The 23,782-nt window shown below is 73.2% G+C and carries 24 protein-coding genes and 1 pseudogene; 15 read left to right on the forward strand and 10 right to left on the reverse strand.

Annotated elements, in window-relative coordinates:
- Positions 1-166: 166 nt before the first annotated feature.
- From IG02_RS0100895 to IG02_RS0100910, 4 genes are all read left to right on the forward strand, one after another.
- Positions 167-1,132 (forward strand): LLM class F420-dependent oxidoreductase, encoded by a 966-nt coding sequence (locus IG02_RS0100895; RefSeq protein WP_030740282.1) that lies wholly within the window; start codon positions 167-169, stop codon positions 1,130-1,132.
- Between the two features lie 60 nt (positions 1,133-1,192).
- Positions 1,193-2,473: an FUSC family protein gene (locus tag IG02_RS0100900; protein ID WP_420707711.1), complete on the forward strand. Its 1,281-nt coding sequence runs from the start codon at positions 1,193-1,195 to the stop codon at positions 2,471-2,473.
- A gap of 315 nt (positions 2,474-2,788) precedes the next feature.
- A complete protein-coding gene (locus tag IG02_RS0100905) occupies positions 2,789-3,442 on the forward strand; it encodes an LAETG motif-containing sortase-dependent surface protein (protein ID WP_420707696.1) in 654 nt (217 codons plus the stop codon).
- A gap of 239 nt (positions 3,443-3,681) precedes the next feature.
- On the forward strand, positions 3,682-4,758 hold the full coding sequence (locus IG02_RS0100910) for a PHP domain-containing protein (protein WP_030740288.1): 1,077 nt from the start codon (positions 3,682-3,684) through the stop codon (positions 4,756-4,758).
- A gap of 230 nt (positions 4,759-4,988) precedes the next feature.
- On the opposite strand, the gene IG02_RS0100915 is transcribed toward IG02_RS0100910, so the two are convergent.
- The 4 genes from IG02_RS0100915 to IG02_RS0100930 all read right to left on the reverse strand — a co-directional run bounded on the left by IG02_RS0100915 (position 4,989) and on the right by IG02_RS0100930 (position 8,114).
- Positions 4,989-5,663, reverse strand: coding sequence for an HAD family hydrolase (locus tag IG02_RS0100915; RefSeq protein WP_030740291.1), 675 nt, complete (start codon positions 5,661-5,663; stop codon positions 4,989-4,991).
- A 282-nt stretch (positions 5,664-5,945) separates the two neighbouring features.
- The gene (locus IG02_RS0100920) at positions 5,946-6,497 is read right to left on the reverse strand and encodes a DUF6328 family protein (protein WP_234314559.1); all 552 of its coding nucleotides are present in this window, start codon (positions 6,495-6,497) and stop codon (positions 5,946-5,948) included.
- Positions 6,485-6,856 carry a VOC family protein gene (locus IG02_RS0100925; RefSeq protein ID WP_030740297.1) on the reverse strand — a complete coding sequence of 124 codons (372 nt, stop codon included), beginning with the start codon at positions 6,854-6,856 and terminating at the stop codon, positions 6,485-6,487. The genes IG02_RS0100920 and IG02_RS0100925 overlap by 13 nt, the downstream gene beginning before the upstream one ends.
- A 154-nt stretch (positions 6,857-7,010) precedes the next feature.
- Positions 7,011-8,114, reverse strand: a complete 1,104-nt coding sequence (locus IG02_RS0100930) for an NAD(+)/NADH kinase (RefSeq protein ID WP_030740300.1) — start codon at positions 8,112-8,114, stop codon at positions 7,011-7,013.
- A 328-nt stretch (positions 8,115-8,442) separates the two neighbouring features.
- On the opposite strand from IG02_RS0100930, the gene IG02_RS0100935 reads away from it, so the two are divergent.
- The 5 genes and pseudogenes from IG02_RS0100935 (at position 8,443) to IG02_RS0100955 (ending at position 13,156) form a co-directional block, all read left to right on the forward strand.
- Positions 8,443-9,465, forward strand: coding sequence for a DUF2382 domain-containing protein (locus IG02_RS0100935; protein ID WP_030740303.1), 1,023 nt, complete (start codon positions 8,443-8,445; stop codon positions 9,463-9,465).
- Between the two features lie 276 nt (positions 9,466-9,741).
- The gene (locus IG02_RS0100945) at positions 9,742-10,059 is read left to right on the forward strand and encodes a hypothetical protein (protein WP_030740306.1); all 318 of its coding nucleotides are present in this window, start codon (positions 9,742-9,744) and stop codon (positions 10,057-10,059) included.
- A 249-nt stretch (positions 10,060-10,308) separates the two neighbouring features.
- Positions 10,309-10,879 (forward strand): annotated as a pseudogene (locus tag IG02_RS43765) (MFS transporter).
- Positions 10,852-11,718, forward strand: a complete 867-nt coding sequence (locus tag IG02_RS42405) for an MFS transporter (protein ID WP_051764258.1) — start codon at positions 10,852-10,854, stop codon at positions 11,716-11,718. The pseudogene IG02_RS43765 and the gene IG02_RS42405 overlap by 28 nt, the downstream one beginning before the upstream one ends.
- A gap of 142 nt (positions 11,719-11,860) precedes the next feature.
- A complete protein-coding gene (locus IG02_RS0100955; protein ID WP_234314560.1) occupies positions 11,861-13,156 on the forward strand; it encodes a cytochrome P450 in 1,296 nt (431 codons plus the stop codon).
- Positions 13,157-13,168: 12 nt separating this feature from the next.
- Here the strand turns inward: IG02_RS0100955 and IG02_RS38135 are convergent, their stop codons facing one another.
- Positions 13,169-13,702 carry a cupredoxin domain-containing protein gene (locus IG02_RS38135; RefSeq protein WP_234314561.1) on the reverse strand — a complete coding sequence of 178 codons (534 nt, stop codon included), beginning with the start codon at positions 13,700-13,702 and terminating at the stop codon, positions 13,169-13,171.
- 55 nt (positions 13,703-13,757) lie between these two features.
- Positions 13,758-14,393 (reverse strand): hypothetical protein, encoded by a 636-nt coding sequence (locus IG02_RS0100965; protein WP_199813932.1) that lies wholly within the window; start codon positions 14,391-14,393, stop codon positions 13,758-13,760.
- 474 nt (positions 14,394-14,867) lie between these two features.
- Here IG02_RS0100965 and IG02_RS0100970 point away from each other — a divergent pair, with 474 nt between their 5' ends.
- Positions 14,868-15,452, forward strand: a complete 585-nt coding sequence (locus IG02_RS0100970; RefSeq protein ID WP_030740318.1) for a TMEM165/GDT1 family protein — start codon at positions 14,868-14,870, stop codon at positions 15,450-15,452.
- A 208-nt stretch (positions 15,453-15,660) separates the two neighbouring features.
- A complete protein-coding gene (locus IG02_RS0100975) occupies positions 15,661-16,050 on the forward strand; it encodes a hypothetical protein (protein WP_030740321.1) in 390 nt (129 codons plus the stop codon).
- A gap of 155 nt (positions 16,051-16,205) precedes the next feature.
- Here IG02_RS0100975 and IG02_RS0100980 read toward each other — a convergent pair whose 3' ends face one another.
- The gene (locus IG02_RS0100980; protein ID WP_234314562.1) at positions 16,206-17,261 is read right to left on the reverse strand and encodes an iron-siderophore ABC transporter substrate-binding protein; all 1,056 of its coding nucleotides are present in this window, start codon (positions 17,259-17,261) and stop codon (positions 16,206-16,208) included.
- Between the two features lie 31 nt (positions 17,262-17,292).
- Between IG02_RS0100980 and IG02_RS0100985 the strand changes: the two genes are divergently transcribed.
- The 4 genes from IG02_RS0100985 to IG02_RS0101000 all read left to right on the forward strand — a co-directional run bounded on the left by IG02_RS0100985 (position 17,293) and on the right by IG02_RS0101000 (position 20,850).
- Positions 17,293-18,426 (forward strand): FecCD family ABC transporter permease, encoded by a 1,134-nt coding sequence (locus IG02_RS0100985; RefSeq protein ID WP_234314587.1) that lies wholly within the window; start codon positions 17,293-17,295, stop codon positions 18,424-18,426.
- A complete protein-coding gene (locus IG02_RS0100990; RefSeq protein WP_199813933.1) occupies positions 18,423-19,559 on the forward strand; it encodes a FecCD family ABC transporter permease in 1,137 nt (378 codons plus the stop codon). Before IG02_RS0100985 ends, IG02_RS0100990 begins: the two co-directional genes overlap by 4 nt.
- A gap of 157 nt (positions 19,560-19,716) precedes the next feature.
- Positions 19,717-20,109: a DUF6153 family protein gene (locus IG02_RS0100995; RefSeq protein ID WP_030740333.1), complete on the forward strand. Its 393-nt coding sequence runs from the start codon at positions 19,717-19,719 to the stop codon at positions 20,107-20,109.
- A gap of 93 nt (positions 20,110-20,202) precedes the next feature.
- The gene (locus tag IG02_RS0101000) at positions 20,203-20,850 is read left to right on the forward strand and encodes a DUF305 domain-containing protein (RefSeq protein ID WP_030740336.1); all 648 of its coding nucleotides are present in this window, start codon (positions 20,203-20,205) and stop codon (positions 20,848-20,850) included.
- An 84-nt stretch (positions 20,851-20,934) separates the two neighbouring features.
- Here IG02_RS0101000 and IG02_RS0101005 read toward each other — a convergent pair whose 3' ends face one another.
- The 3 genes from IG02_RS0101005 to aspA form a co-directional block, all read right to left on the reverse strand.
- Positions 20,935-21,798 carry a S1 family peptidase gene (locus IG02_RS0101005; protein WP_030740338.1) on the reverse strand — a complete coding sequence of 288 codons (864 nt, stop codon included), beginning with the start codon at positions 21,796-21,798 and terminating at the stop codon, positions 20,935-20,937.
- 195 nt (positions 21,799-21,993) lie between these two features.
- Positions 21,994-22,260, reverse strand: coding sequence for a hypothetical protein (locus IG02_RS0101010; RefSeq protein ID WP_030740341.1), 267 nt, complete (start codon positions 22,258-22,260; stop codon positions 21,994-21,996).
- Positions 22,261-22,306: 46 nt separating this feature from the next.
- Positions 22,307-23,737, reverse strand: a complete 1,431-nt coding sequence (gene aspA, locus IG02_RS0101015) for an aspartate ammonia-lyase (protein WP_030740343.1) — start codon at positions 23,735-23,737, stop codon at positions 22,307-22,309.
- Between the last annotated feature and the right edge of the window lie 45 nt (positions 23,738-23,782).

The raw sequence follows: 23,782 nt of genomic DNA on the forward strand, positions 1-23,782 counted from the left end.
GACGCTTCCCGCCTGCCCTGGCCACGCGGACGCACACCACCATCAGCCTCACCCCGAACGCCGCCCGGTGCGACCCGGAGGCCATTCGCCGGGCGCGGGTAGGCGGATCGCCGGGTGTGGGCGGCGGGAAGGTTTCCTGGCGTGGAAGATCGGCTAAGCGCAGTCCATGGTGCGAATCGGATACACGATGATGACGGAGCAGGCCGGTCCCCGGGCCCTGGTCGAGCACGTGGTGGGTGCCGAGCGGGCCGGCTTCGACTTCTCCGTGACCTCTGACCACTACTTTCCCTGGCTGGAGAGCCAGGGGCACGCGCCCTACGCGTGGAGTGTGCTGGGCGCGGCGGCCCAGGCCACCTCGCGCATCCCGCTCATGACGTACGTGACGTGTCCGACGACGCGCTACCACCCGGCGGTCGTCGCGCAGAAGGCGGCGACGATGCAACTGCTGTCGGAGGGCCGCTTCCGGCTCGGCCTCGGTTCCGGTGAGAACCTGAACGAGCACGTCGTCGGCGCGGGCTGGCCGGCGCCGCACGTGCGGCTGGAGATGCTCCAGGAGGCCGTCGAGATCATCCGGGCGCTGTTCGGCGGGGGTCCGGTGAACCACCACGGCGCCCACTTCGACGTGGAGAACGCCAAGCTGTGGGACCTTCCGGAGGCGCCGCCGCCGATCGGGATCGCGGTGTCGGGACGGCGCTCCTGCGAACTCGCGGGGCGGCTGGCCGACCTGGTGATCGCCACCGAGCCGCGCGCGGAGCTGGTGAAGCTCTTCGACGAGGGCGGCGGGGCGGGCAAGCCGCGGGTCGGCCAGCTGCCGGTGTGCTACGACACCGACCGGGACGCGGCCGTCGCCCGGGCGCACGACCAGTTCCGCTGGTTCGCGGGCGGCTGGCCGGTGAACTCGGAGCTGCCGGGCCCGACCGCGTTCGCGGGGGCCACCTCGTTCGTCCGGCCGGAGGACGTCGCGGAGACGATCCCGTGCGGCGACGACGTGGACGCCTTCGTCGACGCGGTGAAGCCGTACGTCGACGCGGGGTTCACCGAGATCGCCCTCGTCCAGATCGGCGGCGAGCACCAGCGGCCGTTCCTCGACTGGTCGGAGAAGACGCTGCTGCCGGCGCTCCGGCGACTGTGACGGACGCGGGACGGTGACCGGCGGTGTGGTGACCGGCGGTGGGGAGGGAGCGTGCGTGAGGTGCCGAGCAGGCTGGGCGTGGCACGGGCGTGGATACGGGAGCCGGTCGCCGGACTGGTGAAGCGGCGCCGGGAGCCGGTCGTCGTCCAGAGCCTGCGTTCGGCGGCGGCCGCGACCATCGCCTATGTGGTGGCGCTGCGGCTGAGCAGCGAGCCGGCCCCGCTGACGGCGCCGCTCACCGCCCTGCTGGTCGTCCAGGTCACCCTCTACTCCACGCTCACCACCGGGATCCGCAGGGTGAACGCGGTCGTCGCCGGGGTGCTCGTCGCGATCGGTTTCAGCGTGCTCGTCGGGCTGACCTGGTGGAGCCTGGGGCTGATCATCCTGGCGGCGCTGGCCGTGGGGCATCTCGTCCGCGTGAGCGAGTTCGTGCCCGAGGTCGCGATCAGCGCCATGCTGGTGCTCGGGGTGACGCAGGTGGCGTCGACCGCCTGGGACCGGGTGCTGGAGACACTGATCGGGGCCGGGGTGGGGCTGGCCTTCAACTTCCTGCTGATCCCCCCGGTGTGGGTGGGCACCGCGGGCCAGTCGATCGAGGATCTGTCCCGCCGGATGCGCCAGCTGCTGCTGGCGATCGGCGAGGGGCTGACCGTCTCGCTCCCGGTGGAGCGCGCCGCCTCCCGCCTGCACGAGGCACGCCGGCTGGACCACGACATCAGCGAGGTGGACGCGGCCCTGCGGCAGGCGGAGGACAGCCTGCGGCTCAACCCCCGGGTCAAGGAGGGGCTGCTGCACCGGGTGGTGCTGCGCACGGGACTCGACACCCTGGAGATCTGCACGGTGGTGCTCCGCGTCCTGGCCAGGACCTTCACCGACCTCGCCAGGGAACGGCCCGAGGAGCCGCTGTTCCCGGAGGAGACCGGGGCGGCGCTGGAGGAGACGCTGGCCCTGGTCGCCGACGCCGTCGTGAGCTTCGCCGTCCTGGTGACCACGGAGGTGAGCGCCAACGCCGAGACCGCGGAGGCCCGGCTGGCCGAGGACCTCGGCAGCGCGCGGGCGAGCCGTGAGACGGTGGCGCACCTGCTGCTGGACGGCGTACGGCGCCACCCCCGTCAGTGGCAGCTGCACGGCGCGCTGCTGACGGAGATCGACCGGATCCTCGACGAGCTGGACCTGGAGAGCCGCTCGATGCGGCTGATGGAAGAACTGGACCGGTCCGCGCGCGAGCAGCGGGAGCGCCGTACCCGGCTCACCCGGGTCTGGCGGTGGACCCGGCGGACGGCGGCCGACCCGGGCGCGAAGGTGAGTGTTTTCCGGACAGGGAAAAGCCGTGGTCAATAATTGACGGATTCTTTGCTCCGGCAGGAATGAGCCCGCGTGCGCATGGGCAGGGAAGTCCGCCCGCACCGCCCCAAACACCGCATGCGCGGCCCCCATCAGCGTGGACGGCGACCGCGGTGACGGGTCCGGCCCTGCCTCGGTGGCGGATTCCCGGCCGTCGACTCCGGCTTTCCGGGCGGCTTTCGGCGGATCCGACGCCCATGAGGCGGGCGGAAAAGGCGAGTTGCGTGGGGTGACCGAGGGCGAAGCCGGCGGATGGCGGTACTGTGCGCGCGCGCCGTCATCGTGGGCGGCGCGCACATAGCGGAGGATTTTGTGACTCAACTCAGCAGATCATGGCGGCGCGGAGGCGCCTTCATAACGGTCGCGGCGGTGAGTGCGCTCGGTGTCGGCCTGTCGGCCGTACCGGCGAGCGCGCACACTCCGACGTGGACGGTGAGCTGCTCCGAGGTCAGCCTGGACCTGACCGCCTACGGCAACAGCGACAAGAACACCGTGACGGTCACGGTGGACGGCAAGGACCTCCTGCCCACCACCAACTTCCGGAACGACTTCCACAAGAAGCTCGAACTGCCGGAGCACACGAGCGAGCTGAAGCTTCACCTCAGTGTGAAGGCGGCCGACGGCGACCAGTTCTCCAAGGAGGACGACAAGGTCGCGCCGGTGTGCGAGGACACCCCGCCGCCGTCGTCGGAGGCCCCGGCTCCCGAGCCGTCCGACGCGGACACGCCTCCCGCCGAGGAGACCCCCGAGCCGGCCCCGTCGGCCTCCCCGCCCCAGGCCGAGGAGCCGAGCGATTCGGCTTCCGAAGCGGTGCCGTCCTCCGCGCCGAGCGCCGCCGGTGGCGACCTCGCGGAGACCGGTGGTTCCAGCGCCACGCCGCTGATCGCCGGGGCCGCCGCCGTCGTGCTGGTCGCCGGCGCGGGCATCATGTGGGCCGCGCGCAAGCGTCGTTCCCCTCAGAGCTGACCCACCGCTCCACCGCGCCACGACCGCACGCCGCCCTGCCGCGGCCCGGCGGATCGGTCCGGGGGCCGCACACCATGTGTGCGGCCCCCGTTCGGTGCCCGGCCACGGTCGTGGCCGGATGCGGGGCGCGGCGGTCGCGCGGACAATGGCGGAGGGCCCCGGGAGACCGGTCGGCCGCCCGGCCGCCGCACAGGGCCGGAACACCGTTCGGACACCGTTCGACGTACTGGGGGCACGCCATGGAGCCGGTGGAGGCCCTGGACAGGATCGCGTTCCTGCTGGAGCGCTCGGGGGCCGAGACGTACCGGGTCCAGGCGTTCCGTACCGCGTCCGCGATCGTGGCGGCGATGGACCCCGAGGAGGTCGGACGGCGCGCCGGGAGCGGCACGCTCGGCCGGGTGCGCGGGATCGGCCCCAAGACGTCCCGGGTCGTGGAAGAGGCCGTGGCCGGGGACGTTCCCGAGTACCTGCGACGGCTGGAGGGGGAGGCGCGCGAGCCGCTGGCCGAGCGGGGGCACAGCCTGCGGGCGGCGCTGCGCGGGGACTGTCATCTGCATTCGGACTGGTCGGACGGCGGCAGCCCGGTGGCGGAGATGGGCCGGGCGGCCCGGGCGCTGGGGCACGAGTGGGCCGTCCTCACCGATCACTCCCCCAGCCTGACCGTCGCCCGGGGGCTGACGGCGGGACGGCTGCGGGAACAGCTCGACCTGATCTCGGACCTCAACTCCCGGTGGGCGCCTTTCCAGCTGCTCACGGGCATCGAGTGCGACATCCTGCCCGACGGTTCGCTGGACCAGGAGCCGGATCTGCTGGACCGGCTGGATCTGGTCGTGGCGTCCGTCCACTCCAAGCTGCGGATGGAACCGGCCGCGATGACCCGGCGGATGGTCGCCGCCGTACGCGATCCGCGCACCGACGTGCTCGGGCACTGCACCGGCCGGCTGCTGACGGCGCACCGGGGATCGGGCCGGGGGCGGCGGGACGGGCGGAGCCGGGGCGGCGGGGGCCGGCCGGAGTCGGAGTTCGACGCGGAGGAGGTGTTCGCCGCGTGCGCGGAGTCCGGTACGGCGGTGGAGATCAACAGCCGCCCCGAACGTCTGGACCCGCCGCGTCGGCTGCTGCGGCAGGCGGTCGCGGCCGGTGTCCTCTTCGCCGTCGACACGGACGCGCACGCGCCGGGGCAGCTGGACTGGCAACTGCTGGGGTGCGCGCGGGCGGAGGAGTGCGGGGTGCCCGCCGACCGGGTCGTCAACACCTGGACGGCCGGTCAGCTACGGGAGTGGACCCGGTCCCGGAAGGCCCCGGCGAAGTCCTGAGGCCGGGGCCGGGGGCCGCTCGCGCCGAAACGGCGCCCGGACGGGGCGGGACGGTACGGTCGGCCCGCACCGGCGCCGTGCCCGGCCGGCCCCGACGTGCGCCGCCCGCGCCGAAGGCGCGCCACCGCACCCGCGGGAAGCGCCCGCCGCCGGGGGTCGGAGAACGCGCACCGCGGCACGCGCGGGCCGCGTGGGCCCGGGCCCCGGCCCGGCCTCGGCGGCGAGGGTCCTCAGTGGTCCTCCAGTCGCGCGAACGCGCTCGAGTCGAGGCGCGCCAGCAGGTCGGTCGCGTCGGCGTAGATCTCGTCCGCCCCCGCCGACTCCAGGGCCGTGCGGGGGAGGCCGCCCGACAGCAGCGCGACAGCCCGGACCCCGGCGTGGGAGGCCGCCTCCATGTCCCAGACCGAGTCGCCCACGAACACCGCGCGCTCCGCCGGTACCCCGGCCTTCTCCAGTGCGAGGCACACCGGGTCCGGGGCCGGTTTGCCGGCTTCCACGTCGTCTCCTCCGGCGATGTCCGCGATGACGTCGTCCGCGCCGATCGCGCGCCGGAGCGCGCCGAGCTCGGCGTCACCGGCGGAGGTGGCGAGGACGATCCGCCAGCCGCGGTCGGCCAGGGAGCGCAGCAGGTCGCCCGCGTCCTCGAAGGGGGCGAGCCGGTCGAAGTACTCCGCGTAGAGCTCGGTGTGCGCGGCGCTGATCCCCTCGTCCCGCGCGGGGTCGCGTTCGTCGCCGAGCAGGTGCGCGATCAGGTCCTGTGAGCCGAGCCCGATCGCCCGGTGGATCGTGGACGTCGGCACGGTGTGCCCGGCCCGCCGGAACGCCTCCCACCAGGCGACCACATGGAGATGATTGGTGTCGACCAGGGTTCCGTCGATGTCGAACAGTGCCGCGCGTGTCGCCATGGTGTGCTCCGCCTCCCGTTGCCGTCGGGGCCCGCGCGGCCCGGTGTCCGGCGGCCACCGCGGGGCCGGACAGCGGACCGAGGGCGTGGCCTGTGTCTCGATCATGCCGTGTACCCGCGCGGGCAACATCTCGTACGTCCGTGACGCGCCCTTTTCCGTCCGCCGCGCCGCGGAGGGACCCGCGACGCTCGGCGTGGCGCCGGTCGAGCGGGCGCCGGGCACGCCGTACCCGGCGGTCCGCACCCCGCTCACCGGGGGCGGGAGCGGCGCGTCCCGGCCCGCTCAGGTCCTGTCCGCGGGCGGAGCGCCGGTGACGGTGGGGTGCGACCGCGTGGCGTTCCGGCGGGCGATCGCCGGGAACAGCCCCCAGCACAGCACGAACCACGCGACCATGCCGCCCACGAGCCACACCGCGATGTCGTCCGCCACCACGAACCGCAGGATGAGCAGCAGGGCCGACGCCATCGTGCACAGCAGCAGCACCAGCCCGACCATCGTCAGCCGGGAGGCCCAGCGGACGATCTGCGGTTTCAGCCGGCGCCCGGTGAGCAGCCGGTGGAACGAGACGGGCGCGATCAGGGCACCCACCGCCGCCGCGCCGAGCAGCACGGTGGCCAGGTAGATGTCCCGGTCGGTCTCGGAGAGTTCGGTGAACCGCTGCTGGAAGACGACCGTCAGCAGGAAGCCGAACAGGATCTGCACGCCCGTCTGGGCCACCCGCAGCTCCTGGAGGAGTTCGTTCCACAGCCGGTCCGCGCGCTGCTCGACCGTCTCGTCGCGGCCGTGCTCAGGACCGGACCCGCCGGGAGCCGCCCCGGGTGTCACCGCACGCACAGGCAGAAGGGGTGCCCCGCCGGATCGGCGTACACCCGGAAGCCGCGCCGTCCCCCGTCGTCGTCGAGGTCGAGGGGCGTGGCTCCGAGCGCGAGCACCTGCTCCTGCGCCGCCTCGATGTCCGTCACGTCGAGGTCCAGGTGGAGCTGCTGGGAGTCATGGGCGCCGTCGGGCCAGTTCGGCGGCCGGTGGTCGGGGGCGAGCTGGAAGGCGATACGGGCGCCGCCCGGGAGGTACAGGTCGTACCAGACGTCGTCGTACTTCTTCACCTCGCCGCCGAGCACATCGGCGTAGAAACGGGCGAGTGCCGGCGGGTCGGGACAGTCCAGGGCCACCAGGGAGTAGGTCGCGATCGCCATACCGCTCTCCTCACGTCATCCGCCGGACCGCTCCGCCGCACTCGCGCGGCGCGGTGGTCCTTCGACTGCTGCTGACTGATGTCGACCGCTTCCGGTCCCTTTTCTCCTCACCGTAAACCGCCGTGTCACACCCGTCCCGTCCACTCCGGCGTGCTCAGGGACCGGACGGCCGGGGTGGCAGCCGCAGATGGGCGAGGTCGGCCGGAACGGGGCTGTCGGGGCGGAAGAGGGGTGCCGCCTCGCCGTCGGCGGCCGTGGCGGGCGCGTCGGTGAGCCGGAAGCGGCTCCGCAGCCTGCTGTAGAAGTCGGTGGGCCCCAGCCGGACCAGGCGCAGCCGGTTCGCGGCCCCGTACACCCCGATCCAGTCCCCGGGGTCCAGGACGCCGCGCAGCTGGCCGTCGACACTGACCGCCACCTGCCCGGAGTGCGGCAGGACGCGCAGGCCCACCGGCTCGTCCGGGGCGGCCACCACCGTGCGGTTGAACGTCATGTGCGGTGCCACCGGGGTGAAGACGACGGCGTCCATGTGGGGCGAGAGGACCGGGCCGCCGGCCGCGAAGCTGTAGGCCGTCGAGCCGGTCGGGGTGGCGACGATGACGGCGTCCGCCGAGTACGAGGCGAGCAGGCGGCCCGCGAGATAGACGCCGAGGGCGGCCTGCCGGTCCCTGGCCAGCTTCTCCAGGACGATGTCGTTGACGGCGGTGATGTCCAGCGGCACGCCCCACCCCTCGGCGCCGGCCTCCGTACCGGCGGCGCCGGCCTCGGCTCCCGCCCCCTCCGGCGGGGACCGGACGGGGGGCGGCGGCAGCGCGGGCCCCCTGCCGTAGCACAGGAGCGCCTCCATACCGGCCGGGAGCTCCAGGCCCCGGGACGCCCGCATGGTGAGGGTCATGCGCTCCTCGACGGTGACGCGGCCCTCGTGCACGGCGTTCAGCGCCCCGGTGACCTCTTCGGCGGGCACCTCGGTCAGGAAGCCGACCCGGCCCAGATCGACGCCGAGCACCGCGGCGCCGTTCGCGGCGGCGATCCGCGCGCCGCGCAGGAACGTCCCGTCCCCGCCGAGGGTGACGACGAGGTCCGGATCGCCCGCCGCGTGCGCCTCTTCCCGGCCGCCGCGGCGCGGTTCGTGGTCCTGCCACACGTCGGCCTCCCGGCACGGGACACCTCGCGCCGCGCACCAGGAGCGGACGGCCCCGGCCGCGTCGACGGCGGCCGGGCGGCCCCGGTGGACGACGACCGCCACGCATCTCACCGGCATGGTGTGACCTCCGTACGCTGTCGGGCGGCCCGGAGGGCCGGGGGGGAGTCGCCGGGGACGGTCAAGGACTACCAAGGACGGCGGGCCGGAACGGAGCACGGCGCCCCGATCGGTCGGCCCGGATGGGATTCACCCGAATGGCGGATGTCGGCGAGGGGGCGCCCGCTGCGGTGAACGCTGGCCGAACGGCAGCCCGGGCCACCGCCGTCGACGGCCCGGAGGGCTCCCCCGGTTGCCGCCGCCGGGGGACGGATGCGCGATGGAGGTGTGCGCGCCTGACCGTGCGGAGCCCGCAGACGCGCTTCCCCCACGCGAGGAGTGATCGCAGATGTCAGCCGAAGGCGTGTTCAACAACCCCAGCAGGCTCGTGGGCCTGGGCGTGTACGACAGGAACGGGGACAAGGTCGGCACGGTGGGCCAGGTCTATGTCGGCGACCGGACGGGCCGCCCCGAGTGGGTGACCGTCAAGACAGGGCTGTTCGGCATGAAGGAGAGCCTCGTCCCGCTGGCCGGGGCGCGCCGCGCGGGCGAGGACATCCACGTGCCGTACGCCAGGGAGACCGTCAAGGAGGCGCCGCGCCTGGACGCCGACGAGCACCTGGACCCGGGCCAGGAGACGCAGCTCTACGAGCACTACGGCCTGTCGGTCGGCGGCACGGGCATCGGGACGGCCGCCGCCACGGGCCCGGCGGCGGGCGCGGGCATGGACATCGGGGCCGGGACGGAAGAGGGCGCGGGCACCGGGGCCCGTACCGGCACGGCGGGCACGACCGCCGGTACGGGGGCGGGCGCCGGCATGGGGACGGGCATGGGAGCCGGCCTCACGGACGAGCCCGGCGCGATGGCCGGCGGCCAGGGACGCGCTCCGGCCGGTGCCGGGATGCGCGGCGCCATGCCGGACGAGGGCAAGGTCCTGCACGGCGAGGAGCTGATCCGGTCCGAGGAACAGCTCCGGGTCGGCGCCGAGGAACACGAGGTGGGGCACGCGCGGCTGCGCAAGGTCGTCGTGACCGAGCACGTGACCACGTCCGTCCCCCTCAGCCACGAGGAGGTCCGGGTCGTCCACGAGGCGATCGCGCCCGAGGAGCGCGGCGGCTACGGGCGCTCCCGGATCGGCGAGGCGCAGACCGAGGTGACCCTGCACGCCGAGGAGCCGGTCATCAGCAAGGAGACCGTTCCCGTGGAGCGGGTGCGGATGGAGACGGAGAAGGTGACCGAGCAGAAGGAGGTCTCCGCCGAGGTCCGCAAGGAGGAGATCCAGTACGACACCGACCGGACGACGGACGAGCCGACGGGCGGCACCGGCGGCACGCGGGACATGGGAGGCGGCAGGCGCGGACCGGGCCGCTGACGGGGACGGGGCGGTGTCCGCCCCTGCCCCGCCTCCCCGCCGCGGACCTCCGTCGAGTCACCACGTCGATCAGCGGCACGTGGTGGCCGGCGGGGGCGGGCCGCTTTCCGCGGGCCGTGCGCGGGCAGGGCCGTTCGCGCCCGCGCGGGCCTCTTCGCCGACGGCTTTCGGACGGGTCTCCCCCCGCCGCCCGTACGCGATCCGGGCGGCGGCCCGGATCGTACGAAACCGCGCGCGGTGGGAGTGCCGGGCGCCCCGACGGGACAGGCGTGCAGGATGACCACTTACGTGATGACCGTCCCCGGAACGCTCCAGCGGCCGCTGACCGAAGAGGCCCGGGCCGCCGTGCTCAGGGCCCTGCGGCCGGCGGACCCGCGGACGACGGACGTCGGGGCCGCCGAGGAACTGGACATCCTCTCCGTCGACAGCGACGCCTCCACCTTCACCCTCCATCTCGAAGTGGAGGCCGGCACATCCGGCGCCGCCCGGGAAGAGGCCCGCCGGATCGCGGGCGGGGCCCTGGAACAGGCCGGTCTCACCGCGAGCGACGCGCCGCTCGGGGAGCCGGTCATCACCGCCATCGACGCCGAATAGGCCGAGCGGGCCGCGTAGGCGGCAGGCACTCGACGAACCGCGCCGGACCGGGCCCGGGAGACGTCCGGCCGGTCCGGAGCCGAGTCGGGGTCCGCACACTTCGGCGGGCGGCGAACCGTTCCGGAGGCACGCTGGGTGCGGGAGGCGAGATGACACACACCGCACGCCCCGGCGTCACCACCGCACCCGCGCCTGGTTCCGGCCGGGTGCTCTCCGCCGCGCTCGTGGCGGTCTGCCTGGGCTTATTTCATGGTCATTCTGGACACCACGATCGTCAACGCGGCCCTCCCCGCGCTCCGTGCCGATCTGCGCACCGGAGTCTCCGGGATCCAGTGGGTGGTGGACGGGTACATGCTCACGCTCGCCGCCGGGCTGCTCACGGGCGGGGCGCTGGCGGACCGGTTCGGTGCCCGCCGGATGTTCCAGATCGGTCTGACGGTCTTCGGGCTCGCCTCGGTGGGTTGTGCCCTGGCGCCCGACGTGGCCGTGCTCATCGGTGCCCGGTTCGTCCAGGGGGCGGGCGCGGCACTCGGCGTCCGCGTCCCTCGCGCTGCTGCACGCCGCCTTTCCCGACCGGGCGGCGAGGGCCAGGGCCGTCGGGGTCTGGGGCGGTATCGCGGGCCTCGCGGCGGCGGCCGGTCCGGTCCTGGGCGGGGTGCTGGTCGGCCAGGCCGGCTGGCGGCTGGTGTTCTACGTCAACGTGCCCATCGCCGTGGCCGCCATGATCCTGACGCACCGTCATGTACCCGCGCCGCGCCCCGCCCCCGCCGGCTGGATCCGGTGGCCCAGTGCGTGGGAGCCGTCGCGCTCGCCGCGCTGACGCCGGCGCTGGTCGAGGGCGGGCACACGGGATTCACCCCGTTGGTCATCGCCACGGCCGTGGTCTTCGTCGCGGCCACCACCGTGTTCGTCGTCATCGAGCACCGGGCCGACGACCCCATGCTGCCGCCACAGCTGTTCCGGCGGCCCGCCTTCGCCGGGGGCACGGTGGTGGGACTGCTGATCAACGTCGGCTTCTACGGCGAACTCTTCGTGCTGAACCTCTACGTCCAGCAGGTGCTCCACCCCTCGCCCCTGGTCGCGGGCGCCGCGCTGCTGCCGCAGATGGGCGTCGTCGCCCTCGGTTCGGCGCTCTCCGGGCGGCACACCGCCCGGGCGGGCGGCCCACGCCGGACGATGCTGATCGGGCTGACCGCAGGGGCCGCCGGACTGCTCGGGCTGGCCGCGACCGGGGCCCACACGCCGTACGCGCTGCTGGTGGCACCGCTGGTCGCCACCGGTTTCGGCATGGCGTTCACCATGCCCGCGGCCACCACGGCGGTGGTGGAGACGGCTCCCCACGAGCGGGCGGGACTGGCCTCCGGTGTGATCAACGCCGCGCGCCCAGCTCGGCGGCGTCATCGGGGTGGCGGTCCTCGGCGCCCTGCTCTCGGGCGGCCCGGCGTCGTTCCTCCCGGGCCTGCGACTCGCCCTGGTGCTGGCCGGGGCGTCCTTCCTGGTGGGCGTCGTGATCACCGCCGCCGCGGTCGACCGCTCCGCGAACGTCCCCGCCACCTGACAGCGCCGGACGACGCGTTTCCCCGGCGATGTCGGAACGTCCATGAATCCGCGCCCAAACCAGCATTTCGTGGGATGGGAGCGCCCGTTTCCGCTCATTAGAGTGGCGGAACCTGATACGGCACGGCGGAATGGAGCGACCGTGACAGCCTCCGCGCGGACACCGTGACCGTGCCCTACCGGCTGCGCGGCGGCCCCGCGTCCCCACCCGCCAGAGAGGGAACCCGTGCAGCACACTCCCCCGGTGACTTCGCCGCCGTCCGTCCCGTCTCCCCCGGCCACCGCGTGCGCCACCCCCTCCGCCTCCGCATCGATCACCCGCTCCGCACCGATCACCCCCGGCGCACCGGTCGTCTCCTCCACACCGCTCGACCATCCCGTCCCGCCGCCGGGGACCATGGGCCCGCCCGTCGAGTTCACGTGGCTGCGCGAACACTGCCCGGTGACCCGGGTCACGACGCCACAGGGCGTCCCCGCCTGGTACGTGACCCGGTACGAGGACGTCAGGGACCTGATCGGGGACCGGCGGCTGATCAGGCCGACCATCGAACAGTGGCCGAGCCGCCCCGAAGGCGACGGGGCCGGTGAACCGGGTCTGACGACGATGATGGAGCTGGAAGGCCCCGAGCACATGGCGCTGCGCCGGGCCCTGTCCGAGTGGTTCAGCCCCCGCGCCGTCCGCGGCCGGCTGCCGGCGATGCGGGCGACGGCGGACGAGCTGCTGGAGGGATTCGCCGCCGGAGGCCGCCCCGGGGACCTGGTCGCGGGCTTCGTCGAACCGTTTCCCCTGCTGGTGATGTGCGACCTGGTGGGCATCCCGCGCCAGGACGCCGGCTATTTCCTGCCGCTCGCGGACGTCGCCCTCGGCGCGCTGATCACTCTGGAGGAGGGACGCGCGGCCAGCGGCCGGCTGCGCGCCTACATCGAGTCGGTCATCGACGCCAAGCGGCGTTCTCCGGCGGACGACATCCTCAGCGACCTGGTCGCCGCGCATGAGCGCGGCGAGCTGACCGAGGAGAGCGTGCTGGGCTTCGGGCTCTCGATGCTGGTCGCGGGCTACCGGACCAGCACGATGTTCCTCGCGAACGCCGTCGTGTCGCTGCTGGCCGACCCCGCCCGGTACGCGAGGCTGCGGGACGAGCCGGGCCTCATGCCCACCGCGGTGGAGGAACTGCTGCGCCACACCCCGGTGCAGAACGGCGTGGTGGTGCTGCTGGCCACCGAGGACATCCGGCTGCGCGGGCAGACCATCCGCGCGGGTGACGCCGTACTCCCCGTGCACGCCGCCGCCAACCGCGACGCCACCGTGTTCCCCGGCGCGGACCGTCTCGACCTGGACCGTGCGGACAATCCGCATCTGACCTTCGGGCGGGGCCCGCACAACTGCATCGGTTCGCACCTGGCCCGGGCCCAGATGACGGTCGGCCTGGCGGCCCTGCTCGGCCGCTTCCCGGGGCTTCGAGCGGCCCATGGCCGGGAGCCCGCCTGGGACGACGCCTCCCCCGTCAAATCCCCGCTCACCCTCCCGGTCGAGTGGTGAGGCCCGGCGGACTCAGCGGACGGTGAGCGATCCCTTCATGAAGGGGTGGACGGTGCAGAGGTAGGGGTAGGCACCCGCTGTGCCGGGCGCCGTGAAGGCGGCCGTCTTCCCCGGACCGACGGTACCGGTGTCGAACCCCTTGCCGGTGGCGGTCACCGTATGGGCGACGGCGTCCTTGTTGGTGACGGTGATCCTCGTCCCCGGTGTCACGGTCAGCCGCGCGGGCCGGTACGTGAAGTCCTTGATGGTGATCCGTGCCCGGCCGGTCGCCGGCGCGGAGGGAGAGGGGGAGGAGGGGGCGGCCGATGCCGGCGGGGACGACGGGGCCGGTGAGCGCGTCGCGCCGCCGGGGCCGTGTGAGCAGCCGACGAGGGCGCTCAGACAGAGCGCGGCGAGAACGACGGCCGGGCGCGGCCGGGGGGAGCGGTACGGGCCGCGGTGCGGGCCGGACCGGGCTCGGTACGGGCCGGAGCCGCGTGGGCCGGAGCCGGTCGTGCCGAGACCGTGCGGGCCGGTGCCCGGCGCCGACGGCCCCCGCTCCCCCACGCCGCGCCGGCATCGGGGGACGGCGACGGGAGCCCCGAGGGGGCCCCGTGCGGGATCAGGACGGGCTGGCGCCGGTCGCACTGGGGCTCATGGTCTCTCCGGGGCTGGGGCTCCCGGTGGGCGACGGGCTCGTGGTGGCACCGGGCGGCATGGTGGTGATCTTCTTGCCGTCGACACCGAGCACGTACCACTTGCCGCCGAACTGGTTCAGGCCCTGGCCCTTGAACTCGCCGGGCCTCTTGTCCAGGTCGAAGGTGTACAACGGGTGCCCGTCGTACGTGACCTGCTTCTTGCCGTCGCTGCGGGTGATCGTGGACAGCCAGCCCGCCTTGACGCCGCCGCTGCCGGCGACCGGCTTGGTGGCGACGATCAGGGGCGGCCAGTCCACCGCGCACTGCCCGGAGCAGTTGGACTTGTTCTTCTTGTCCGCCTCGAAGAGGTAGAGGGTGTGGCCCTTGCCGTCGACCAGGATCTTCCCCAGCGGCCCGCTCACGGCGGACACCTTGCCCACGTTCACCGAGGGCGAGGGGGAGGGGGACTTGGACTCGCTCGGGGAGGCCGCCGCGAAGTCCGCGGCCCCTTCCTTCTTGGCCGCCGACGATCCGCCGTCTCCGGAACACCCGGCGAGGGCGGCGGCGCACAGCACGGCCGTGGCCACGGCGGTAGCTGCTGTCCTGATGTTGCTCCTCATCTAGGCTCCTCCGATCCAGCCGCCCGACGGGCAGCACTCCGGCCGTCCCATGACGGCCGCACCACCCACTAGAGGGCACGCCCACGAAGCGGGCCACCGCACAGGGCCGTTCGGGTCACCCGCTCCGTACGTGCCGGGCCGCGCCCGGCGGGCGTGTGGGCCGCGCGCCCGCCGCGCCGCACGCCGTCGTCGCACCCGCCCCTCGGGCCCGGCACGATGACGCCGTTCGAGTGAGGTAGGGTGGCGGTCGCGAAGGGGAGTAGCCCCGCGAACCGGTCGTCGACACACTGGAGCCCTCGGGTTCCCGGTGGCCGGGCCCGCCGACCGGCGGGCGGGCGAGACCTTCGGTCAGGCACACACAGGCCCGCATGGAGCGGGTCTCCATCGTTGTGCCGGGCCGAGTGGTCCTCCTGGCTCCGTCACGGTGCTTCGCGAAGGCCCGGGTCCGGCCCTGAGAAGAGAAAGCCACCCGGAATGCAACTCGACCCCCTGGCGATCGTCACCGCCTTCGGGCTCATCTTCCTCGCGGAGCTCCCCGACAAGACCATGTTCGCGTCCCTCGCGATGGGTACGCGGATGCGTCCGCTCTACGTCTGGTTCGGCACCTCCACCGCCTTCGTCGTCCATGTCGCCATCGCGGTGGGGGCGGGCAGCCTCCTGGGGCTGCTGCCCGACTGGATCGTCAAGCTCGTCTCGGCGCTGCTCTTCGCCTTCGGTGCCTTCGTGCTGCTGCGCGGGGGCGGCGGCGACGATGACGAGGACACGGAGAGCAAGACGGTCACCGGCTTCTGGCCGGTGTACTCGACCGCCTTCATGGCGGTCTTCATCAGCGAGTGGGGCGATCTCACCCAGATCACCACGGCCAACCTCGCGGCGAGCAACGGCACCTGGTCGACCGCGATCGGTTCGGCCGCGGCACTGATGTCCGTCTCCGCCCTCGCCCTGCTCGCGGGCCGGTTCATCGCCACGAAGGTGCCGCTGAAGACCGTCCAGCGCATCGGCGGGCTGTGCATGCTCGGTCTCGCCGTCTGGTCGATCGTGGAGATCTTCGCCGGCTGACGGCCGGCCGACGCGCGCCGGCCGGCGTAGCCCGTCCCGGCCGCGCGGGCCCGCCACCGCCTTCCGACTGCGACTTTCGATCACGGCCGAAGGTGGTGGCCGGGCCGGCGCGGTCCGGCGGAAGCTGGGGCCCTCGAGCACTCGGAGCGCGGTGCACGGGACCGAGCCCGCGCTCCGGGGCGTCACATCCATGCGAGGGGGAACTCACATGCGTCATGTCCGTCACCTGACCAGGAAGGCGACCGCCGCCTCGGCGGCACTCGTCGCCGGTGCGCTGCTGTCGCTCGGCGCGGGTGCCAACGTCGCGCAGGCGGCGCCGGCGGCCACGGTCCACGGGTGTCCGTCCGGGTACGTCTGCCTGTACCCGAACGCGAGCTGGAACAACGACAGGCCGACGTACAAGTGGTACACGTACGGCGCCCACAACCTGAGCAACCAGTTCGGGGTGAAGCGGTTCTTCAACAACCAGACCGGTGGCGCAGTGGCCCGTAACTGCACGGGGTACAACGGGACCGGCTGCCAGGGCAAGCAGCCCGCCGGCACGTACGCCGACTACGACTACACGCCGTACAACTCCGTCGTCCTCGCGCCGAACTGACCGCGTCCGGGCGCGGCGTCGCCGGCCTCGCCCGGACAGCACCCCGCGCGCCGGTGCCGTGCCCCCGTCCGACGGGGGCACGGCACCGGCGCGCATCCGTCACCTCGTCGCTTCGGCCGGAACGGCGCGGCACCCGTGATCGCGCGGGGGCCGGGTCAGTTCTCGGGGGCGACGTGCCGTTCCAGGACGCCGAGCACGTCACGCGCCGCCGTGGGGCCGGTGTTGAGGAAGAACGTGTCGTCGTCCACCGCCACCGCGGTCTTGCCCGCGACGGCGGACAGCGTCGGCCACAGCGGTGCCTCCGTGAGCCGTGCCGCCTTGCCGTCGCTCCCCTGGACTCCGTAGAACAGCCAGTCGGCGTCGGCCAGATCGAGTTGCTCGTTGCTGATGTTCCGCGATGTCTTGTCGAACCGCTGGCTCTTCGGCCGGGCGAGACCGGCGTCCTCGGCGATGCCGCCGGTGAACGAGGGCACGCCGAAGACGCGCAGCCGGTCGCCGTTGAGCCGCAGGAAGGACACGGTCACCGGCTCCTTCAGGGAGGCCCTGAGCTTCTCCGCCTCGGCGTGGTAGGCGTCCAGGACGGACTGTGCCTTCTCCGACTTGCCCAGCCCGTCGGCGACGAGCAGGAAGTCCTGCTTCCAGTAGAGCCCGGTGCCCTGGGTGGCGACGGTGGGCGCGAGGGCGCTGAGCGAGTCGTAGAGGCCCTTCGCGTTCTTGCCGGCGGTGTTCATCAGGATCAGGTCCGGCTTCAGGTTGCCGATGGTCTCCAGGTCCGGGTCCACCCGGGAGCCCACGTCCGTGACCTTCGCGAGCCGGCCGGCGTCCTCGGGGAAGTCCTTGACCAGGTACTTCGGGATGATGTCCGCGCCGTCGCCCCGGGTGGAGCCGGCCGGCACCGTGCCCAGTGTGAGCAGCGCGTCCGCCTGACCGGTGGAGATGACCACGACCTTCCGGGGCGCGGACGGGATGGTGGTGCTGCCCTCGAAGTGCTTGACCGTGCGCGGGAACGCGCCGTCGGGCTCGCCGCTCCCCATTCCCTTCGGCAGGGCGCGGGGAGCGGTGTGCGTCGTGGGCCGGGGAGCGGGGCCGTCGTCCGCCGCGGCGGCCGACGAGGCGGACGGGGTCGTGGAACAGCCGCTGAGAAGCAGGGTTCCGGCCAGGGCGAGGCCGCCGGTCAGACGGACGAGAGGAAGATCACGGAAGCGGTACACGATCCATTAGCTTAGGCTTCCCTAAGTGTTGATGAACAGACAGGGCGGTCATGTGATGGATCACAACACCGCCGGGGGGACGGATCCCGGCGGCTCGGCACCGCCGGCCTGCGCGGCCCCCCGGCGTGCGGGAGGGGCGGACGGCGGTGCGCCGGACGCGCGTTCCCGGGGCGGGCGCTGGGTGGTCGCCCTCGTGGTCACGCTCGCCCTGGTCGCGCTCTTCGTCCTCGTCTCGCTCGGTGTCGGCGCGCGGGGCGTGCCCCTGGGCATCGTCTGGCGCGTACTGCTCCACGACGACGGGAGCCCGGACGCCGTGATCGTCCATCAGCTGCGGCTCCCCCGCACCGCGCTGGCGGTCGTCGTCGGCGCCGCGCTGGCGACGGCCGGGGTCGTCATGCAGGCCATCACCCGTAATCCCCTGGCGGAGCCGGGCATCGTGGGTGTCAACTCCGGTGCCTCGTTCGCCGTGGTGACCGCCATCGCCGCCTTCCATGTCACGAGCGTGGCGGGCTATGTGTGGTTCGCCTTCTGCGGGGCCGTCCTGGCGGCGCTGCTCGTCTACGCGCTGACCTCCTCGGGCGCCGCCCGGGGCCGCCACCACACCCGCCTCGTGCTGGCCGGCGCGGCGCTGTCGGCGAGCCTGGGCGCGGGGACCGGCATCCTCACCATGTTCGACAGCGACGCCTTCGACTCGTACCGCTTCTGGGTGGTGGGTTCGCTGGAGAACCGGGGTACGGAGGCGCTTCCCTCGATCCTCCCGTTCGCCGTCGCCGGCCTGCTGATCGCGCTCGTGCTCGGTCCGTCGCTCAACGCGCTGGCGCTGGGCGACGACGTCGGCGCGTCGCTGGGGCTCAGGGTGGGCTGGGTGCGCGCGGCCGGTTTCGCCTCGGTGATGCTGCTGTGCGGGGCGGCGACCGCGGCCGCAGGGCCGATCGGGTTCGTCGGCCTGGTCGTCCCGCACGTCCTGCGGCTGCTCCTCGGCCCGGACCTGCGCCGGCTGCTGGCGCTCTCGGTGCCGGGCGGTGCCCTGCTGCTGCTCGTCAGCGACGTGGTGGGGCGGGTGGTCGCACCGCCCGGTGAGGTCGAGGCCGGTGTGGTCACCGCGTTCATCGGTGCGCCGGTGCTGCTGTGGCTCGTCGTACGCCGCGGGGAGGTCGCCCGGTGACCGGGGCGGACGAGGCACCGAACCGCTCCGCGCGACGCGCCGGCCGCGCCTCGCCCGGTGGCGCGCGGGACCGCGCCTCGGAGCGCGCGGCGGCCCGGCCCCGGGTGCTGCGGCTGCCCGGCGGAATCACACTGCGCCACTCGCGCCGGGCCGCCGCCGTCACGGCCACGGTGCTGCTGGGCTGCGCGGTGGTGGGCGCGGTGACCATGTTCACGGGCACGTACCGGATCGGCACGGGCGGGATCGTGGACGTGCTCACCGGCGGCGGCTCGGACACCGACCGGTTCATCATCGTCGGCCAGCGGCTGCCGCGGGTGTGTGCGGCCCTGCTCGTGGGGGCCGCGCTCGGGCTGTCGGGGGCGCTGTTCCAGAGCCTGGCGCGCAACCCCCTCGGCAGCCCGGACGTCATCGGGTTCACCACCGGCTCCACGAGTGGCGCGCTCGTCGTCATCCTGGCGGGCGGGAGCGGCGCCGGGCTGGGAGTCGGCGCCGGTTCGGTGCTCGGCGGCCTGCTGACCGCGGTGGTGGTGTACGGGTTCACCGCGGCGCGCGGCGTCTCGGGCAACCGGCTGGTGCTCGCCGGTATCGCCGTCGGGGCGATGCTGGCCTCCGTCAACGACTTCCTGCTGACCCGGGCCGACCTGGAGTCCGCGGAGAGCGCCAAGGCATGGACGTACGGCAGCCTCAACGCGGTCTCCTGGTCCCAGGTCACCCCACTGGCGGTCGCGCTGCCCGTACTCGCCGCCGCGGCCCTGGCGATGGGCGGGCCGCTGCGGCTGATGGAGATGGGGGACGACACCGCGGGCGGCCTCGGGGTGAACGTCACCCGGGTGCGGGCGTTCGGCCTGCTGCTCGGTGTGGCGCTGGCCGGCACGGCGATCGCCGTGGCGGGTCCCATCGGATTCCTCGCCCTGGCGGCTCCTCAGCTCGCCCGCAGGACAGCCCGCTCCCCCGGCCCGCCGATCGGACCGGCGATGGCGGTGGGGGCCCTGCTGCTGGCCACGGCCGACCTGCTGGCGCAGCGTGTCCTCGCCCCCTTCCAGATCCCCGTGGGGCTGGTGACGGGCGCGCTCGGCGGGATCTATCTGCTGTGGTTGCTGTCGCGGGAGAGGCGGGCATCCGGAGCCGGGTAGGCGGAATGAGCGCGACAGAAAACGATGAATCCCTGTTTGTCGGGTCAGTTCTCAAGCTGAACTTCAGCGTGAGGGACATGTCGTGCCTCCGCCGCCGGTCCCGCCTCGGAGGAGGGGCGGGCGGGAACAGGGCCGAGGGGCCGTTTAGGATGTCGGTGTGAAACGGCAGCGGCGTGATGTGACCCGGCCCCGCGGGGCGCGGGTGCTGCTGCCGTTGGTGCTCGCGGTCGTCGCCGGTGTGCTGGCGATGCACGGCCTGGCGTCGGCCGACACGACCGCCGGCCACGACGCCGCGCCCACGAGCCACGCGATGACGGCCATGGCACCGGACTGCGTACAGCCGGAGCACGACGGCGGCGGGCACATGGACCACGCGGACGCCACCTGCGCGGCCGCCGGCATCGGCTCCGCCCCGGCGCTGCCCGCCCTGCCCGTCGCGGTCACCTCCGTCGGCCCGGTCACGCCGGTGGACGGGGCCCGCCACGTGTCCGGAGCGCCACCGGGCGGCTCCTCCGCCTCTCTGAGCGAACTGCAACTCCTGCGCATATAGGCAACCGCCCGCGGCGATCGGCCACCCGTACGGGGCCGATGGCCGTCCTCGGCATGCCCTCACACGTCCACCACGCACAGGAGTTGCTTTCCCATGACCTCGTACCGACGCCCGGTCCGCCGGGCGGCCGTCGCCCTGGCCGTGTCCGGTGCCGCGCTCGTCCTCGCCGCCTGCGGCGGGAGCGACGGCGGCTCGCAGGGCCACTCCTCGGGCCACACCGGGAGCCCGTCCCCGCGCTCGTCCGCCTCGTCCTCCGCGTCCGACTCGGCGTCCGACTCCGCGCACAACGCCGCCGACGTCTCGTTCGCGCAGGGCATGGTCCCGCACCACCGGCAGGCGGTGGAGATGGCGGATCTCGCCGCCACCCGTGCCTCGTCGGCCGAGGTGAAGAAGCTCGCCGCCGAGATCCGCGAGGCCCAGGACCCGGAGATCCGGACCCTGACGGGCTGGCTGAAGAGCTGGGGCGAGGACGTCCCGGCGGCCGACGGCGCGATGGACCACTCCGGGCACGACATGGCCGGAATGATGAGCGCGGACGACATGACGGCGCTCGAGAAGGTGTCCGGGCAGGCGTTCGACACCGCATTTCTCGAGATGATGGTCGAGCACCACGAAGGCGCCGTCGAGATGGCCAGGACGGAGAAGTCCAAGGGCTCCCATCCGGGCGCCACGAGCATGGCCGACGACATCATCGCCTCCCAGAGCGCCGAGATCACTCGGATGAACACGCTCCTCGGCTAGTGCCGCGACCGGCAAGGTTTGCCCGTCAAGGAGCGGCGTCCGGTGCGTGTGATCGCAAGGCGGCCGGAAGCCCTTGTAGCGGAGCTACCTGGGCTCCGGAAGACTCAGGTCGATCTTGTTCCCCGTGGTGACGCACGCGACGATCCCGTACGTCTCCTGGGCGTAGTTGATGCCCGGCCGCACGGTGACGGTGCCGTTCTGGTCGACCTCGCACGGGTTGTTGAGCGTGCAGCGGCCGCCGTCCTCGTTGCCGGTGTTGTTGACCGCGACGACCTTGCCGGTGGTGTTGTCGAGCACCGGCGAGCCCGAGGTGCCGCCTATCGTGTCGCACGCGGAGGTGTACCGGACGGAGTCCTTCCAGGTCCAGCTCCCCTCCTTCAGCCGGTAGGCGAAGCCGTCGATGGAGCAGCTGTAGACACGCTTCCAGTAGCCGGAGACGACCTTGATCGCGGTGCCCTGGACGGGGCGGGCGGCGTTCAGTTCCAGCGCCGTGATGCCGTACGAGTTCTGTATCTGCGCGTAGGTGCTGGTGAGTTGGTACAGGGAGATGTCCGTGTCGGTCATCGTCGCGTACGCGATCTTGCTCGCGCGCAGGGTGGCGACGCCGGTACCCGCCGAGTTCAGCAGGGTGAAGCTACGCGTGGAGGCCCGGTCCACGATGACCTGTCCCGCGGCCGGGAAACCGGTCTCCAGACAGTGGCCGTTGGACAGGACGAGGGCGGGGTCGCTCGGCTGCGACCCGGGCGTACGGACCACGGAGCCGGAACAGTTGCTCAGCGCCACCGTGCCGGCGAAGTCGATCGCCCGGACCGTGGGTGCCGGTGCGGTGCTCCGGGCCGGGACAGTCGCCGTGGGCGTTCCCGCGTCGTGGCTCGTGGCCGCCGCGGGTGCCGCTCCCGCTCCGAAGAGCAGGAGGGCTAGTAACGCGCCCAGGAGAGGCTTTCTCATAGGGGGTCCCCTCTGTGACCGAGATTCTCGGTTTGTCATGGGCATTGTTGACGTACGGGCTGCGCCGGGCAACCACGCGTCACCAGGGGACCCTTGCCCCCGCGGGGGCCGACGACGACATGAGGGTGGGCGGTGCCGGCCGGCACCGCCCACCCTCATGTCGTCGTTCTCCGTGACCCGGACCGGCTGGGGTCCTTACTGGACCAGGTCGTTGCCGGCCTTCACCGCGTCGGACCCGGCCTGTACGACGCCCTTCACGGCGCCCACCTTCTTCTGGACCTTGTCGCCGAGGAGCTGTTCCGCGACGGGCTTGGCCCGTTCGCCGACCGTCGCCGCCGTGCGGGCCGTACCGCTCAGGGTGCCACCGAGGTCGAGCGCCTGGGCGGCCTGGGCGGAGGGAGCGACGGCGGCGAGGAGGGCGGAGCCCGCCGCTGCGGTGGTGAGGATGCGATACAGGTTCATGGTCGGTGTAACGCGTGAACGCGGGTGAGGACACGCGACAGGCTTCTCAGCTCTCCACCGGCCGGCCGTCCGCGCCGATCCCCGTGCCCGCGATCACCTCCGGGCGCAGCAGCGCGGCCAGCCGGTCGGCCGGGAGCAGTCCGCGTTCCAGCACCAGTTCGGCCACCCCGCGTCCGGTGGCGAGGGCTTCCTTGGCTATGGCGGTCGCGGCGGTGTACCCGATGTGCGGGTTGAGCGCGGTGACGAGCCCGATGGAGTTCTCCACCGTCGCACGCAGGGTGTCGGTGTTGGCGGTGATGCCCGCGACACACCGCTCGGCCAGGGTGCGGCAGGCCGCTCCCAGGTGGGTGATGCTCTCCGACAGCGAGTGCAGGATGACCGGTTCGAAGGCGTTGAGCTGCAACTGCCCCGCCTCGGCGGCCATGGTGATGGTGACGTCGTTGCCGATCACCTCGAAGGCGACCTGGTTGACGACCTCGGGAATCACCGGGTTGACCTTGCCCGGCATGATGCTCGACCCCGCCTGGACCGGCGGCAGGTTGATCTCCGCGAGACCGGCCCGCGGGCCGGAGGAGAGCAGGCGCAGGTCGTTGCAGCTCTTGGAGAGCTTGACCGCGATGCGCTTGAGCACGCCGGACAGGTGGACGAAGGCACCGCAGTCCTGGGTGGCCTCGACCAGGTTGGCCGCGGTGACCAGGGGCAGGCCGGTGAGGTCCGCGAGGTGCCGGCGGGCCGCCTCGGCGTAACCGGCGGGGGCGTTGAGGCCGGTGCCGATGGCGGTGGCGCCGAGGTTGATCTCGTGGACCAGCAGGACGGCCTCGGCCAGCCGGCTCTGGTCCTCCTCCAGCATCACGGCGTAGGCGGAGAACTCCTGGCCGAGCGTCATGGGAACCGCGTCCTGGAGCTGGGTGCGGCCCATCTTGAGGATGTCCCGGAACTCCTCGGCCTTGGCCGCGAACGCCTCGCGCAGTACGGTCATCGCGTCGAGGAGTTCCCGTACGGCGATGATCGTGGCGACGTTGACGGCGGTCGGGTAGACGTCGTTGGTGGACTGACCGAGGTTGACGTCCTCGTTGGGGTGCAGGTGCCGGTAGTCGCCCTTGTCGTGGCCGAGGAGTTCCAGAGCCCGGTTGGCGATCACCTCGTTGGCGTTCATGTTGGTGGACGTGCCGGCACCGCCCTGGATCACGTCCACGACGAACTGGTCGTGCAGCCGGCCGTCCTCGCGGATCTCCCGGCAGGCGGCGGCGATCGCGTCGGCCTTCTCGGGCGCGAGCAGACCGAGGTCCTCGTTGGCGCGGGCGGCGGCCTCCTTGACCGCGGCGAGCGCGTTGATCAGATGCGGGTACGCGGAGATCGCCGTACCGGTGATGGGGAAGTTCTCCGAGGCGCGCAGGGTGTGGACGCCCCAGTACGCGTCGGCGGGTATGTCGCGGTCTCCGAGCAGGTCGTGCTCGCGACGGTGGCCGGCAGTCATGACACAGGTGGTCCTTCGTGAGGGATGAGGAGGGTGTCGTGGGTG

The organism is Streptomyces sp. NRRL F-5135, assembly GCF_000719775.1.
GTDB classification, from domain to species: Bacteria; Actinomycetota; Actinomycetes; order Streptomycetales; family Streptomycetaceae; genus Streptomyces; species Streptomyces hebeiensis.

Coding starts and splice junctions, on each gene's coding strand:
- IG02_RS0100895 (WP_030740282.1), top strand. CDS start 167: ATGGTGCGAATCGGATACACGATGATGACGGAGCAGGCCGGTCCCCGG.
- IG02_RS0100910 (WP_030740288.1), top strand. CDS start 3,682: ATGGAGCCGGTGGAGGCCCTGGACAGGATCGCGTTCCTGCTGGAGCGC.
- IG02_RS0100915 (WP_030740291.1), bottom strand. CDS start 5,663: ATGGCGACACGCGCGGCACTGTTCGACATCGACGGAACCCTGGTCGAC.
- IG02_RS0100925 (WP_030740297.1), bottom strand. CDS start 6,856: ATGGCGATCGCGACCTACTCCCTGGTGGCCCTGGACTGTCCCGACCCG.
- IG02_RS0100930 (WP_030740300.1), bottom strand. CDS start 8,114: ATGCCGGTGAGATGCGTGGCGGTCGTCGTCCACCGGGGCCGCCCGGCC.
- IG02_RS0100935 (WP_030740303.1), top strand. CDS start 8,443: ATGTCAGCCGAAGGCGTGTTCAACAACCCCAGCAGGCTCGTGGGCCTG.
- IG02_RS0100945 (WP_030740306.1), top strand. CDS start 9,742: ATGACCACTTACGTGATGACCGTCCCCGGAACGCTCCAGCGGCCGCTG.
- IG02_RS0100965 (WP_199813932.1), bottom strand. CDS start 14,393: ATGAGGAGCAACATCAGGACAGCAGCTACCGCCGTGGCCACGGCCGTG.
- IG02_RS0100970 (WP_030740318.1), top strand. CDS start 14,868: ATGCAACTCGACCCCCTGGCGATCGTCACCGCCTTCGGGCTCATCTTC.
- IG02_RS0100975 (WP_030740321.1), top strand. CDS start 15,661: ATGCGTCATGTCCGTCACCTGACCAGGAAGGCGACCGCCGCCTCGGCG.
- IG02_RS0100985 (WP_234314587.1), top strand. CDS start 17,293: ATGAACAGACAGGGCGGTCATGTGATGGATCACAACACCGCCGGGGGG.
- IG02_RS0101000 (WP_030740336.1), top strand. CDS start 20,203: ATGACCTCGTACCGACGCCCGGTCCGCCGGGCGGCCGTCGCCCTGGCC.
- IG02_RS0101005 (WP_030740338.1), bottom strand. CDS start 21,798: ATGAGAAAGCCTCTCCTGGGCGCGTTACTAGCCCTCCTGCTCTTCGGA.
- IG02_RS0101010 (WP_030740341.1), bottom strand. CDS start 22,260: ATGAACCTGTATCGCATCCTCACCACCGCAGCGGCGGGCTCCGCCCTC.
- aspA (WP_030740343.1), bottom strand. CDS start 23,737: ATGACTGCCGGCCACCGTCGCGAGCACGACCTGCTCGGAGACCGCGAC.